13 protein-coding genes are annotated in these 13,763 nt (G+C 67.9%); 8 read left to right on the forward strand and 5 right to left on the reverse strand.

Features of this window, described 5'->3' with window-relative positions:
- Positions 1-137 precede the first annotated feature (137 nt).
- Entirely contained in the window at positions 138-1,763 is a 1,626-nt protein-coding gene (gene groL / locus ACIHAX_RS23600) for a chaperonin GroEL (RefSeq protein ID WP_364424505.1), read from the forward strand.
- A gap of 75 nt (positions 1,764-1,838) precedes the next feature.
- Here the strand turns inward: groL and ACIHAX_RS23605 are convergent, their stop codons facing one another.
- Positions 1,839-2,837 (reverse strand): SMP-30/gluconolactonase/LRE family protein, encoded by a 999-nt coding sequence (locus tag ACIHAX_RS23605; protein ID WP_397279560.1) that lies wholly within the window; start codon positions 2,835-2,837, stop codon positions 1,839-1,841.
- 122 nt (positions 2,838-2,959) lie between these two features.
- Here ACIHAX_RS23605 and ACIHAX_RS23610 point away from each other — a divergent pair, with 122 nt between their 5' ends.
- A complete protein-coding gene (locus tag ACIHAX_RS23610) occupies positions 2,960-3,412 on the forward strand; it encodes a MarR family transcriptional regulator (protein ID WP_355071711.1) in 453 nt (150 codons plus the stop codon).
- Positions 3,413-3,472: 60 nt separating this feature from the next.
- Here the strand turns inward: ACIHAX_RS23610 and ACIHAX_RS23615 are convergent, their stop codons facing one another.
- Positions 3,473-4,591 carry an MFS transporter gene (locus tag ACIHAX_RS23615; protein ID WP_397279562.1) on the reverse strand — a complete coding sequence of 373 codons (1,119 nt, stop codon included), beginning with the start codon at positions 4,589-4,591 and terminating at the stop codon, positions 3,473-3,475.
- 100 nt (positions 4,592-4,691) lie between these two features.
- On the opposite strand from ACIHAX_RS23615, the gene ACIHAX_RS23620 reads away from it, so the two are divergent.
- Complete coding sequence (locus ACIHAX_RS23620; protein WP_355071715.1) at positions 4,692-5,012, forward strand: helix-turn-helix transcriptional regulator; 321 nt, start codon at positions 4,692-4,694, stop codon at positions 5,010-5,012.
- Positions 5,013-5,025: 13 nt separating this feature from the next.
- On the opposite strand, the gene ACIHAX_RS23625 is transcribed toward ACIHAX_RS23620, so the two are convergent.
- A complete protein-coding gene (locus tag ACIHAX_RS23625) occupies positions 5,026-5,709 on the reverse strand; it encodes a ZIP family metal transporter (protein WP_355071716.1) in 684 nt (227 codons plus the stop codon).
- Between the two features lie 54 nt (positions 5,710-5,763).
- Here ACIHAX_RS23625 and ACIHAX_RS23630 point away from each other — a divergent pair, with 54 nt between their 5' ends.
- The 3 genes from ACIHAX_RS23630 to ACIHAX_RS23640 all read left to right on the forward strand — a co-directional run bounded on the left by ACIHAX_RS23630 (position 5,764) and on the right by ACIHAX_RS23640 (position 8,435).
- On the forward strand, positions 5,764-6,588 hold the full coding sequence (locus ACIHAX_RS23630) for an HAD-IIA family hydrolase (RefSeq protein ID WP_355071718.1): 825 nt from the start codon (positions 5,764-5,766) through the stop codon (positions 6,586-6,588).
- Between the two features lie 308 nt (positions 6,589-6,896).
- On the forward strand, positions 6,897-7,529 hold the full coding sequence (locus ACIHAX_RS23635; RefSeq protein ID WP_355071720.1) for a TetR/AcrR family transcriptional regulator: 633 nt from the start codon (positions 6,897-6,899) through the stop codon (positions 7,527-7,529).
- Positions 7,530-7,577: 48 nt separating this feature from the next.
- Positions 7,578-8,435, forward strand: a complete 858-nt coding sequence (locus ACIHAX_RS23640) for an alpha/beta fold hydrolase (protein ID WP_356962720.1) — start codon at positions 7,578-7,580, stop codon at positions 8,433-8,435.
- 21 nt (positions 8,436-8,456) lie between these two features.
- On the opposite strand, the gene ACIHAX_RS23645 is transcribed toward ACIHAX_RS23640, so the two are convergent.
- Both ACIHAX_RS23645 and ACIHAX_RS23650 read right to left on the reverse strand, forming a co-directional pair.
- Entirely contained in the window at positions 8,457-10,514 is a 2,058-nt protein-coding gene (locus tag ACIHAX_RS23645) for a prolyl oligopeptidase family protein (protein ID WP_397279564.1), read from the reverse strand.
- A gap of 33 nt (positions 10,515-10,547) precedes the next feature.
- Positions 10,548-11,090 (reverse strand): hypothetical protein, encoded by a 543-nt coding sequence (locus ACIHAX_RS23650; RefSeq protein WP_397279566.1) that lies wholly within the window; start codon positions 11,088-11,090, stop codon positions 10,548-10,550.
- 221 nt (positions 11,091-11,311) lie between these two features.
- On the opposite strand from ACIHAX_RS23650, the gene ACIHAX_RS23655 reads away from it, so the two are divergent.
- Together ACIHAX_RS23655 and lpdA are read left to right on the forward strand one after the other, a co-directional pair.
- Positions 11,312-12,286 (forward strand): membrane dipeptidase, encoded by a 975-nt coding sequence (locus tag ACIHAX_RS23655; RefSeq protein WP_364424492.1) that lies wholly within the window; start codon positions 11,312-11,314, stop codon positions 12,284-12,286.
- Between the two features lie 73 nt (positions 12,287-12,359).
- On the forward strand, positions 12,360-13,763 hold the full coding sequence (lpdA, locus tag ACIHAX_RS23660; RefSeq protein ID WP_355071727.1) for a dihydrolipoyl dehydrogenase: 1,404 nt from the start codon (positions 12,360-12,362) through the stop codon (positions 13,761-13,763).

Consider the following 13,763-nt stretch of genomic DNA (forward strand, 5'->3'; position numbering starts at 1 on the left):
CGGGACGGTGAGACCGGGTTCCCTAGACACCCTCGGTCGTCCGTCGCGGGCACCGAACCTGGCCAGCGTAACTGGGGCGACCCAACCGGCGGTCGTCCTGTGTGTCAGCCATACACATGGAGGATCTCAACAACGCCATGGCCAAGACAATTGCGTATGACGAAGAGGCCCGCCGCGGCCTCGAGCGGGGTCTGAACAGCCTCGCCGACGCGGTCAAGGTGACGCTGGGCCCCAAGGGTCGCAACGTTGTCCTGGAGAAGAAGTGGGGCGCCCCCACGATCACCAACGATGGTGTGTCCATCGCCAAGGAGATCGAGCTGGAGGACCCGTACGAGAAGATCGGCGCCGAGCTGGTCAAGGAAGTCGCCAAGAAGACCGACGACGTCGCGGGCGACGGCACCACCACCGCGACCGTGCTCGCCCAGGCGCTGGTGCGCGAGGGCCTGCGCAACGTCGCGGCCGGCGCGAACCCGCTGGGCCTGAAGCGCGGCATCGAGAAGGCCGTCGAGGCCGTCACCGCCAAGCTGCTCGACACCGCCAAGGAGGTCGAGACCAAGGAGCAGATCGCCGCCACCGCCGGTATCTCGGCAGGCGACGCGTCCATCGGTGAGCTGATCGCCGAGGCCATGGACAAGGTCGGCAAGGAAGGCGTCATCACCGTCGAGGAGAGCAACACCTTCGGTCTCCAGCTGGAGCTCACCGAGGGCATGCGCTTCGACAAGGGCTACATCTCCGGCTACTTCGTCACCGACCCGGAGCGTCAGGAAGCGGTCCTCGAGGACCCGTACATCCTGCTGGTCGGCTCGAAGGTCTCCACCGTCAAGGACCTGCTGCCGCTGCTGGAGAAGGTCATCCAGGCGGGCAAGCCGCTGCTGATCATCGCCGAGGACGTCGAGGGCGAGGCCCTGTCCACCCTGGTGGTCAACAAGATCCGCGGCACCTTCAAGTCGGTCGCCGTGAAGGCTCCCGGCTTCGGTGACCGCCGCAAGGCTCAGCTGGCCGACATCGCCATCCTGACCGGTGGCGAGGTCATCAGCGAAGAGGTCGGCCTGTCGCTGGAGAACGCCGGCGTCGAGCTGCTCGGCCAGGCGCGCAAGGTCGTCGTCACCAAGGACGAGACCACCATCGTCGAGGGCGCGGGCGACGCGGAGGCGATCAAGGGCCGGGTCGCGCAGATCCGGACCGAGATCGAGAACTCCGACTCGGACTACGACCGGGAGAAGCTGCAGGAGCGTCTGGCCAAGCTGGCCGGCGGTGTCGCGGTGATCAAGGCGGGCGCGGCCACCGAGGTGGAGCTCAAGGAGCGCAAGCACCGCATCGAGGACGCCGTCCGCAACGCGAAGGCTGCCGTGGAGGAGGGCATCGTCGCCGGTGGTGGCGTGGCCCTGCTGCAGTCGGCTCCGGCGCTGGAGGAGCTGAAGCTCGCCGGTGACGAGGCCACCGGCGCGAACATCGTGAAGGTCGCGCTGTCGGCTCCGCTGAAGCAGATCGCGTTCAACGCGGGCCTCGAGCCCGGCGTGGTCGCCGAGAAGGTCGCCAACCTGCCCGCGGGTCACGGCCTGAACGCCGACTCGGGCGAGTACGAGGACCTGCTGGCCGCCGGTGTCGCCGACCCGGTCAAGGTCACCCGTTCGGCGCTGCAGAACGCGGCCTCGATCGCGGCTCTGTTCCTGACCACGGAGGCCGTTGTCGCCGACAAGCCGGAGAAGGCCGCCGCTCCCGCCGGCGACCCGACCGGTGGCATGGGCGGCATGGACTTCTGAGTCCGGCCACCCGGCAACACATTTCGAACCGGAAGCCGGTCCACCGCGAGGTGGGCCGGCTTCCGGCGTTCCGGGTCAGATTCCGTCGAGAGTGACGACGGTGAAAGGCGTCTTCGGGGTGCCGGGGCCCATCGGGCCGCCCTTGTCGAATTGGGAGGAGACGATCAGGATCCGGTCACCGGCGCGGGCCAGGGTGGTGGGGATGGACAGGGCTTCGTCGGTGCGTTGCTGCGCGAGCGTGGCCGTGGCGCCGTCGTCGGAGAGGGTCCAGCGGCTGATGGTGTTGGTCGTGTTGTGCGCGGCCCACAGGGTGTCGTCGCGCAGTTCCAGTCCGTCGCCCTGACGCAGATCGCCACCGCGCAAGGCCACCTTGCGGATCGGATTCGGGTCCGGAGTCAACGCGATGCGGTACAAGTCGCCGCGCGGCATGTCGACCGTGAGCAGATAGCGGCCTGCCGGATCGGCGACGATGCCGTTGAGGCTGAAGCCGCCCGGCTCGATCGGCGGCAGCGCGGAGTGCAGGTCGAACCGTGGGGTCAGTTCGGCTCGCCCACCCTGCGCTCTGGCGGCGGCCAGTTGATCGGGTGTCACGCGATAGACGAGCGCGCGTGTGCTGTCGGTCAGATACGCCGTGCCGTCCGGGGTGATGGCGAGATCGTTCACGAAGCGGGGCTCGCTTCCGGGCACGGTGAAGTCGGCGAGCAGCGCGCGGGTCGCGATGTCGTACACCGCGACGCCGGTTGTCGAGTCGGTCACCCACAGCCGTCCGGCCGTGTCGACTTTCAAGCCGTTGGCGGTCTTGTGGTTGTTCGCGCCTTCGGGGAGGAAGATCTCGGCTCGGTGCGCGTTTTGCGTCGCGCGATAGACGGCGCCGGTGGTGTAGGAGCCGACGTAGCTGTCTCCCGTCCGCGCGTCCACCGCGATGCCCTCGGGGTAGGCCCGGTCGCCCGGCAGTTCGTAGGCGGTGTGGACGGCAGCGTTCGGTTCGTCGCTGGTGCCGCAGGCGACGAGCGGGAGGCAGGCGCTGGCTGCGGCCAGGCTCGACAGCAGGCGGAGGGGTAGTGCGTGGGGCATCGATTACCTCTTAGAGATCATGCATGCAAATGTGCTCACATCAAGCATCTTGCTCGAATCTAAGTTAGAACTCTAATATCAGTCAAGACTGAAACAAGAAGACGTGCGGATACCATGCGCTTATGACGTCGATGCCCGCCGCCGAACGGATCGGCTCGTACCTCAAACGGGCCGAGCAGTCCCTCAACACGGCCAAGAACGCCGCGTTGAAACCGGCGGGCGTCACCGTGCCCCAATACGCCGCGCTGCTGTTCCTCGCCGAGAATCCCGGTATCTCCGCCGCCGCCCTGGCCCGGCTCTGCGGCGTCACCCCGCCCTCGATGAACACCGTGCTGGGCAATCTGCAGGACCGCGGGCTCATCGAGCGCACCCCGCACCCGTGGCACAAGAACGTCCTGGAGACCACGTTGACCGAGAAGGGCGCGGCGGTCATGCGCGACGCGGACGCCCGCGCCGTCCGAGTCGAACGCGCCTTGGCCGAAGAATTCACCGACGCCGAGCGAGCCTCCTTGCAGGACTTGCTGACTCGCTGTGCCGACCGATTGGACTCGATCCGCCCCGGCCCTGCCGCTTAGTCGCCGGTAGCGGGGCACGCGGTATGGCGAGTGCCCCGCCCGATCCCGGCGACGGGTAGCTCATGCCGGAACTGGAGCCCTGGTGGGGGATTGGGTCTTCTGGAGCGCGAGGGCGAGGGCGAGGCATGCGATGAGCGTGGAGGTCCACGGGAGCCACTGGCTGCCGGAGGAATCCAGCACGGTCGCACCGATGATCGACCCGATTCCCGCGCCGAGGTAGATGGCCGATCCGTTCAAGCCGAGGGCGACGGTGGGCGCGTCATGGGCGATGCCGAACAGCCGATGCTGTTGCGGAACCAGGATCGCCGAACCGAACAGTCCGGTGATGGCGAGCACCACGAACACCGCCCACGCGGCATGTACGGACACGCCGAGCAGTGCGAGGCCGACCAGCGCGCCCGCGAGTCCCACCGTCAGCGTGCGCTGCGGGCCGTAGCGGTCGACCGCCCGCCCGGCCTGCGCGTTGCCGATCACCTGGCCGATGCCCATGGCCAGCAACAGCCAGGCGAGCATGTTCTGCGGCACCGATGCCGCGACCACCACGGGCAGGTAGACGATGGTGGTGTAGACGGCGGTGATCTGCGTTGTCGTCACGATCAGCACCCGCAGCACCGACGGACGGGTCAGCACGCCGATCCGGGCGCGCAGTCCCGCGCTCGGCAGGGTCACCCGTGGCAATAGCAATACCAGCAGCGCGGCGATGGCTCCGCCGAGCGCGATGCCCCACAGCACGCCGCGCCAGCCGATCCAGCGCTCGGCGAAGATGCCGATCGGCACGCCCGCGACGCTGGACAGCGTGATGCCCGCCGTCACGATCGCCAGTGCCCGCCCCCGATGGGCTTCATCGGCGACGACGCCGGCGACGGCGTACGCGTTGGCCTGGAAGGCCGCCGCCCCGATTGCCGCGACGACGCGCGCCGCGGCCATGACGCCGAAGCTCTCCCCGGCGGCCTGCCCGATCATGCCGACCACGAAGAGCGCGGCGCCGCCACCGAGCAGCACGCGGCGATCCCAGGACCCGGTCGCCGCCGCGATCAGCGGTGCGGCGATGGCGTAGGTCCAGGCGAAGATCGTGGTCAGCTGCCCGGCGGTGGACACGGAGACGTGCAGATCGGCGGCGATCAGCGGAAGCAGGCCGCTGAGTACGAAGCCGTCGGTGCCGAGCACGAAAGTGCCCACGGCGAGCGGGAGGAGCGACCGGTAGAGATTATTTGATGGTTGTCGAAACATCATAGGATGAGCGTGAGATACAATTCGATTGTTGTCAAATGATCGGGGAATGGAGATGCGTACGCTGCCGCAGCCGAGTACCGCCGACATCGATCTGGTCCGCGTGCTGAGCGCGCTCGCCGACCCGGTGCGCCTGGAACTGGTGCGCGCGCTCGCCGGGGAACGGGAACCGTTGAGCTGCAATGTCCGAGAGTTCGATGTGGAGATCACGGCGGCCACCGCCTCGCACCACTGGAAGGTGCTGCGGGACGCGGGCGTCACGATGACGTTCGTCTCCGGCCGCAATCGGCTGGTCGCGCTACGGCGCGAAGATTTGAATCAGCGCTTCCCCGGCCTGCTGGACGCGGTCATCAGCGGCGCGCGGCGCTGACGACCGCCGCCGGTCAGCGCAAGATGAAAGCCACGAGAAACCCGGCCGCCGTGGCCATTCCGACCCACCAGCCGCCTTCTCGGTAGGCCTCCGGCATCAGTGAGTCGGCCAGTACCGCGATCGTGGCACCGCCGGCGAACGCTTGCACCGCGCCGATGTGGGTCTCGGACAAGTTGTCCGACAACGCGTTTCCGAGCATCGTGACCAGTACGAGCACCGCGCCGGTCGCCGTCCACAGCCAGAGGGCGCGGTGCCGCGCCACGCCGTGCTGGTCGCGCATCAGCGCGGCTCCGCTGATCGCCTCGGGCACGTTGCCCACGGCCACTGCCACCAGCAGCACCAGTCCGCCGCCACCGGTCAGTGTGACGCCGAGCGCCGTGTTCTCCGGGACGCCGTCCAGCACCGCGCCCAGCATCAGCGCCCAGCCGAGCGCGCGGGGACCGAGCTTGTTCTCGATGAGGTGATCGGCCACCACGTAGACCCCCGCGCCCGCGAGCAGCGCGATCGCGGCGATCGTCGCGTTCTGGCGAAAGGCGGGCTCGAACAGCTCGGTGGACACCGCCGCGATCATCGTGCCCGCGCCGAAGGCCATCAGGGAGGCGAGCACCGCCTTGGGCAGTTGCCACCGCGACCCGATGGCAGCGCCCAAGACCAGCGGCACGGCCGTGCCGAGTCCGTAGAGCAGCGCCTTCATCATGGGAACACCCTAAGTCGGCATGCCGGGCCATCGGGTCGGTCGTACGCTGAAACCATGCCTGACCGCGTCCGGATCCGAGGCGTGCTCTACGACATCGACGGCGTCCTGGTGACCTCCTGGCGGGAGATCGCGGGCGCCGCCGCAGCGGTGCGCCGGATCCGGGAGAGCGGACTGCGCCGGGCGTTTCTGACCAACACCACTTCGCGTACCTGCGCCGAGATCGCGGAACGCCTGTGCGGCGCGGGTATCGAGGTCGAACCCGCCGAGATCGTCACCGCCGCAAGACTCACCGCCGAGTTCGTGCGCGGGCGCTACCCCGGCGCCGCCGTCTGGGTGCTCAACCACGGCGACATCGATGCCGACCTCGCCGGTCTCCGGCTCGACGAGGAACATCCGGACGTGGTCGTGATCGGCGGCGCGGGAGCGGAATTCACCCATGCCGCACTGAGTCGAGTGGCGGAACTGATGCTGGACGGCGTGCCCGTCGTCGCCATGCACAGCGGACTGACCTGGGCGACCGCGGACGGATTGCGTATCGACGCGGGGGCGTATCTGCCCGGCTTGGAGGCGGCGGGCAATGCCCGCATCGAGGTGGTGGGCAAGCCCGCGGCCCCCGGTTTCCGGACCGCCGCGGGGCTGATGCGCCTCGAGCCGGCGGAGGTCGTGATGATCGGTGACGATCTGTACTCGGATGTGCTTGCGGCGCAGGACGTCGGGTTGACCGGCGTGCTGGTGCGCACCGGCAAATTCCGGCCGGGCGTGCTGGCGTCGGCCGACCGCGCGCCGGATCACGTCATCGATTCCGTGGTCGATCTGCCGGAATTGCTGGGCGGTTCGGTGGGAGCCGGCGAACTCGCCGTAACCGACGAATCGGAATGAAACAAAAAATTCTACAGTGTCCCTCTAAAATTGCCCGCAAGCGCGACGCTGCTAGGTATCGTCTGTTCCGGCAAATAGCCAGTGACAAGAAATCTCCTACGGCCCAGATCGGAGTTGCCGAATGCTCGATCCGTGGAAAAGAGTGCTTGTGCGCAAGCTACTATGGTCGCCGGGCTTCTGTCCGGCGACCATTTGATGAGGTAGCAACTGCTCAGCCAACTTTCGGCTAACCGTAGATTGGTCGAGGGTTGTAACGAAGGGCCCGATCCGTGACGATGAGTTCGGGCCCTTCTGTATTGTCTGCCCCAATGTCACAGGATGCGAATACGGGTCGAATGTATGCCGGGCAACCCGTGGAGGACCGGCAACGTCAGCGGCGTGCGCGTTTTCTGGAGTCAGGCCTGACGGTCTTCGCGCGGGACGGCTACGCCAACAGTTCGGTCGGCGCCATATGCAAGGACGCCGGACTCTCCTCGCGACAGTTCTACGAGGAGTTCACCGGGCGCGAGTCCCTGCTCCTAGAGCTGTACGAGCAGATCGACCGGGAGTCGCGGGACGCCGTGAAGAAAGCGTTGGACGCGAAGTCCGGCGCGAAGGCCCTGGACGTCATCGACGCCGCGGTTCGCGCCTACGTCGAATCCATCGGTTCCGATCCGCGCAAGGCACGCGTCGCCCTGGTGGAAGTGGTCGGCGCGGGCCCGAAGGTGGAAAAGTTCCGTCTCGCGGTGCGCCGGGAGTGGGGTTCGCTGCTGGCCGGCGCTGCCGAAGACGCCGCCCTGCACGGTGAGATACCCGCGGGCGACTACGAAATGCGGATGCTCGCCATCATCGGCGGTGTCAACTATGTGGTCGACTCGTGGAGCGGCGCGGAGCCGCGCCCGCCGCTCGACGACGTGATCCGGGTGCTCAGCAGGGTGATCATCGGCGCGGTCCGCGCATAGCGTCCCGGCCTGCGGGATCGGGCGCGATGAGCGCGGTAACGTGCGGGGATGCAAACAGTTCCGATCCAGATGCCGGACGGCACAACGGTCCCGGTGCGGTTGATCCCCGCCGGGGGGCCGCACCGGCACGCGGTGGGTCCGGACACGCCGCGACCGGTGCTGGTGATCGTGCCCGGGCTCGGCGTTCCGGGGGGCTACTACGAACTGTTCGCCTCGGGACTGGCCGCGCGCGGGTTCGACGTGGCCATCGGCGAGCTGCGCGGCAACGGCGACAGCAGGCCGAAGCCGAGCTCCGCCAGCACCTTCGGCTACCACGAACTGGTCTCGGTGGACTTCCCGGCGATCTTCGAGGTGGTCCGCGAGCAGTTTCCGGACAGCACGCCGTACCTGCTCGGTCACAGCATGGGCGGCCAGCTCGGCGTCATGTACGCCGCGCGCGTCCGTGGCAGGCTCGGCGGGCTGATCCTGGTCGCCTCCGGCACCCCCTATTACCGTGGCTATCGGGGACTTTCGGGTCCGGGCATGCTGGTCGGCACCGCGGCGATCTCGCTGACGGCCAACCTGGCCGGCTTCTGGCCCGGTGACCGTGTCTCGATGGGTTTCGGCCGCCAGTCCAAGGTGCTGATCTCCGACTGGGCCCGGCTGGCGCGCACCGGCCGGTTCGTTCCGGTCGGCGCGGACATCGACTACGAGGAGCGCATCGCGCGGCTGAAACTCCCGGTGCTGTCCATCACGATCACCGGCGACGACCTCACCCCGCCCAGCTCCGCCGAGCATCTGCTGGAGAAGCTGCCCAACGCGGAGGTGACGCGCTGGCGCCAGCCGGAACCACTGGGCCACAACGGCTGGATCCGGCAGTACACCAGCACCGTCGACCAGATCGAGAAGTGGTTGCGCGACCGCTGAGCGTTGCTCCGCGTCGATCCGTCAGCCGCGTCGTTCGATCAGCATCTGGGTGAAGAACTCGTAGATCAGCGCCGCCTGGAAGGCCGACTGCTTGTTGTCGGCCGCGCCGCCGTGGCCGCCTTCGATGTTCTCGTGGTACCAGAACTCGTGGCCCTGCTCCTCGAGCAGGGCGGCCATCTTGCGGGCATGGCCGGGGTGCACCCGGTCGTCCCTGGTCGAGGTAGTGAGCAGGATCGGCGGATAGGCGCGGTCGGCGTGCGCGTTCTGGTAGGGCGAGTACTTGCCGATGTACTCCCATTCCTCCGGTTTGTCCGGGTCACCGTACTCGGCCATCCACGAAGCGCCCGCGAGCAGCAGGTGGTAGCGCTTCATATCCAGCAGCGGCACCTGGCAGACGATGGCGCCGAACAATTCGGGGTAGCGGGTCAGCATCACACCCATGAGCAGTCCGCCGTTGCTGCCGCCCACCGCGCCGAGCTGGTCCGCGGTGGTGATGCCGCGCGCGACGAGGTCTTTCGCGATCGAGGAGAAGTCCTCGTACACCTTGTGCCGGTTCGCTTTCTGCACCGAGGTGTGCCACTGCGGTCCGTACTCGCCGCCGCCACGGATGTTCGTCATCACCCACGTCCCGCCGCGCTCCAACCAGCCCATGCCGGACGCGCCGCTGTATGCGGGGGTTCGGGACACTTCGAAACCGCCGTAGCCGGACATCACCGTCGGCCCCGGCGCGGCCTTCCGGTCACGATGGCGGATCACGAAGTACGGCACCGGCGTGCCGTCGTCGGATGTGGCGAAGAACTGCTCGGTCTCCACCCCGTCGGCGTCGAAGAATCCGGGTTCCTGTTTGAGCCGCTCGGTGCGCCCACCGACGGCACTGGCCAGCAGCGTCGCCGGGGTGGTGAAGCCGCTGGTGTTGAGCATGAACTCGTCGCCGCTCTCCAGCGGGTCGAGATTCAGGACGCTGGTGGTGGCCATCGGCGGGGTATCGGCAAGCGGCTCGCGGCGCCAGCCGTCGGATCCCGGCGTCAGCACGTAGAGCTTGGTCTGCACGTCCTCGAGCGTGACCAGCAGCAGGTGGTTCTCGGTCCAGCCGTAGCCGTGCAGCGAGGTGTGCGCGTCCGGGGTGAAGATCACCTCGAATTCCCGTGCGCCGGAGAGGAACTTCTCGAAGTCGATGGCCAGCAGCGCGCCCGCGGGATAGCTCGTGCCGCCGACCTCCCACGGCGACTTCAGCCGCACCAGCAGCCAGTCCTTGTACCAGGACTCACTGGCGTCGGTGGGGATGTCGAGGTGCCGCAGGGCGCCGTCGTCCTCCAACAGGTAGACCTCTTCGTTGAAGAAGTCGGTGGCGCGGCCGACGTAGTGCCGTTCGTAACCCGGCGTGCGGTCGTAACCCGCCGAGACCGCGACATCGCCGCTCTCGCCCTCGAAGACGGTGGTCGCCTCCTCCAGCGCGGTACCGCGCCGCCAGCGTTTCGCGATGCGCGGATATCCCGAATCGGTCAGTGTGCCAGGGCCGAAGTCGGTGCCCACGTACACCGAGTCGATGTCGATCCAGCGGATCTCCGACTTGGCCTCGGGCAGGAAGAACCCGCCATCGGCCGGATCGAGGAACACCCTGCGCTCCATGTCGAACTCGCGGACGACCTTCGCGTCCGCGCCGCCGCGCGACAGGCTGATCAGCGCGCGGGACTGTTCCGGGCGCAGCACCGCCGCGCCGCCCCACACCCAGTTCTCGTTCTCGTCGGCGGCCACCGCGTCCAGGTCGATCAGCACGTCCCAGTCCGGCGCGTCCTCGGCGTACTCGGCGAACGTGGTGCGCCGCCAGAGGCCGCGCGGATGCTGGGCATCCCGCCAGAAGTTGTAGAGCCAGGGCCCGCGGCGGGATGGGTAGGCGATCTTGGTGTCGGTGTCGAGCATGTCGAGGATGCGTCGCTCCAGGTCGCGGAAGCGATCGGAGTCGGCGAACCGGGCGCGCACGACCGTGTTGTGCGCGCGAGCCCAGTCCAGAGCGCGCTCGCCGGTCACTTCTTCCAGCCAGAGGTAGGGATCGGTCACATTCCGCTCAACGCCGCTCATCCCCACATTGTTGCCGAGCCGCGCGGCGCGGGGTCACCAGGAGTGCGCTACATCGATCACGATGCGCGATCCGCTGCCCGGCCCGGCCAGGGTGGACACCTGGAACGGCAATCGCGCGCGCGTGCCCAATCCGACGTTGGTCTGACCTTCGAAGGAACCGGCCCAGGCCACCTGGCGGAAGGTCCGGTAGTCCCGCACGTCGGCGAGTTCGGCCCGATTCGCGGGGGTGTAGGTGGGGTTGAACGCGTCGTCGTAGGCCGGGGCGTAGACGGCGATGCTCAGGAACGCGCCGCCGCGCAGCGTGACGGGTGCGCCGGAGCCGTCCATGACCACTCGCTCGACGTAGCCGACGTGATAACCGGTCACCGGACCGGCGATGTCGAGTACCAAGCGGTCGAAGCAGTCGTGCCGTCCGGCGCGGATCCCGGTCAGCGGCGTGAGCGTCCGAGCTCGGCTCACCTTGGGTATCGAACCCCAGCCGGAGGCGCACGCCGGGGCGGCGGAAGCCGGGGCGGGGGCGACGAAAAGACCGGCGAGGGTCACGAAGGAGACGAACAGGAGAAGCAAGCGACGCATGGTCGCACCGCCTTCGGGCACAGGAGGGATTGATGTATAACATGCATCGGTCCAGGTGGATGCCTCGTTACCGGTGGGTGAGGGCGAAAAGTGTTGGCGGTCGCGGCAACTCGGTCACGGCACGGCGGCTCGGCGGCCCGGCGTTCGCTGCGCGCCTGTGCTCGCTCGGCGCCAACAGTAGGATCGCTGCTCCAGGCTGGATCCGACCAGGAGGTTCGAGGTTGCCGCCCTTTCTCTGGGAACAGCACTGCTGTCTGCCGCTGTCGCCCGCCGCGCGCATCGGCGACCTCGCGCGCTACCCGGCCGGATCGTATCTGTCGGTGAACGTCGGCTACTCCCGGCAATCGACCGCGGACTCCATGGCGCTGCTGGATCGATTCCGCCGGGATGCCATGGCGGACGGTCGGTTCCGCCTCGTCGAGACCGTGGCGGACATCGGGGCCGCGGACACCATCGCGCTGGCCTTCGATCTGGAGGACGCGGGGCCGCTGGGCGGCGACCTGGACAACGTCGCTCGCTTCTACGACCTCGGCGTGCGGTCGTTGCTGCCCGCCTACAACCACGCCAACGCCGCGGGCTGCGGCTGCCTGGACACCGTGGACACCGGGCTGACCGGTTACGGGCGCGATCTCGTTCACGCGTTGAACGAAGTCGGCATGTTCGCCGACGGTTCGCACTGTTCCCGGCGCACCGGGCTGGAGCTGGCCGAGCTGAGCGTTGTCCCGATGATCTACAGCCACTCCAATTTCGCCGCGCTGTGGGACCACCCGCGCAACATCACCGACGACCAAGCGCGCGCCTGCGCCGCGACCGGCGGTGTCATCGGCATCAACGGCGTCGGCATCTTCCTCGGCCGCAACGCGCCCCACGAGCGCGCCGAGCGGATCGCGGCGATGGCCCGCCACATCGAGTACGGCGTCGAGCTCGTCGGGATCGAACACATCGGCATAGGTTCGGACTACTCCTTCGACGCCGACGACTTCAACGCCGAACTACAGCAGAACCCCGAGGCCTTCTCCGAGGCGTACACCCAATGGGGGCCCCTGCACTGGACTCCGCCCGAAGACCTCCTCGGCCCCTCCGAAGTCCCCACCCTCGACGCGGCCCTCTCCCAGCGTGGCTTCACCTCCGCCGACCGAGCCGCGATCTTCGGTGAAAACTTCCGCCGCGTCGCCCGTCAGGTCTGGCGTAGCTGACGGGTGTGGCCCACGCCTCACTGTGGTGGGGGATGGGTGGGTGAACTACCCGCTGCGGAGTTAGGCTCGGGTCGTGACTTCCCACTACGATGTCGTCGTTCTCGGCGCTGGTCCCGGCGGATACGTCGCCGCTATCCGCGCCGCTCAACTCGGCCTGCGAACAGCGATCGTCGAGCAGAAATACTGGGGTGGTGTGTGCCTCAACGTCGGCTGCATCCCGTCCAAGGCGCTGCTGCGCAACGCCGAGCTCGCCCACATCTTCACCAAGGAGGCGAAGACCTTCGGCATCTCCGGTGAGGTGAACTTCGACTTCGGGGTCGCCTTCGACCGCAGCCGCAAGGTCGCCGACGGCCGGGTCAAGGGCGTCCACTTCCTGATGAAGAAGAACAAGATCGACGAGTTCGACGGCAAGGGCACCTTCACCGGCCCGAACTCGCTCTCGGTCGAGCTCACCAAGGGCGGCACCGAGTCGATCACCTTCGACAACGCGATCATCGCGGCGGGTACCGTCACCAAGCTGCTGCCCGGCACTCAGCTCAGCGCCAACGTGGTCACCTACGAGGAGCAGATCCTCACCCGTGACCTGCCCGGCTCGATCCTCATCGTCGGCGCCGGCGCGATCGGCATGGAGTTCGGCTACGTCCTGAAGAACTACGGCGTCGACGTGCGCATCGTGGAGTTCCTCGATCGCGCGCTGCCGAACGAGGACGCGGACGTCTCCAAGGAGATCACCAAGCAGTACAAGAAGCTCGGCATCACCATCACCACCGGTGCGGCCGTGCAGTCCATCGAGGACGACGGCGCCAAGGTCACCGTCGCGATCAAGGACAACAAGACCGGGTCGATCGAGACCGTCACCGTGGACAAGGTGCTGCAGGCCGTCGGCTTCGCCCCGCGCGTCGACGGCTACGGCCTGGAGACCACGGGCGTCGTGGTCACCGACCGGGGCGCGATCGGGATCGACGACTACATGCGCACCAACGTGCCGCACATCTACGCGATCGGCGACGTCACCGGGAAACTGCAGCTCGCGCACGTCGCGGAGGCCCAAGGCGTGGTCGCGGCCGAGACCATCGCGGGCGCGGAGACCGTTCCCCTCGGCGACTACCGGATGATGCCGCGCGCCACCTTCTGCCAGCCGCAGGTCGCCAGCTTCGGCCTGACCGAGCAGCAGGCCCGTGACGAGGGCTACGACGTGAAGGTCGCGACCTTCCCGTTCACCGCGAACGGCAAGGCCCACGGCCTCGGCGACCCGACCGGTTTCGTCAAGCTCGTCGCCGACGCCAAGTACGGCGAGCTGATCGGCGGGCACCTCATCGGCCCGGACGTCTCCGAACTGCTGCCCGAACTCACCCTCGCGCAGAAGTGGGACCTGACGGTCAACGAGCTGACCCGCAACGTCCACACTCACCCGACGCTCAGCGAGGCCCTCCAGGAAGCCTTCCACGGCTTGGCCGGCCACATGATCAACTTCTGA

Origin of the sequence: Nocardia sp. NPDC051929 (genome assembly GCF_044548645.1) — a bacterium.
GTDB lineage: Bacteria > Actinomycetota > Actinomycetes > Mycobacteriales > Mycobacteriaceae > Nocardia > Nocardia sichangensis.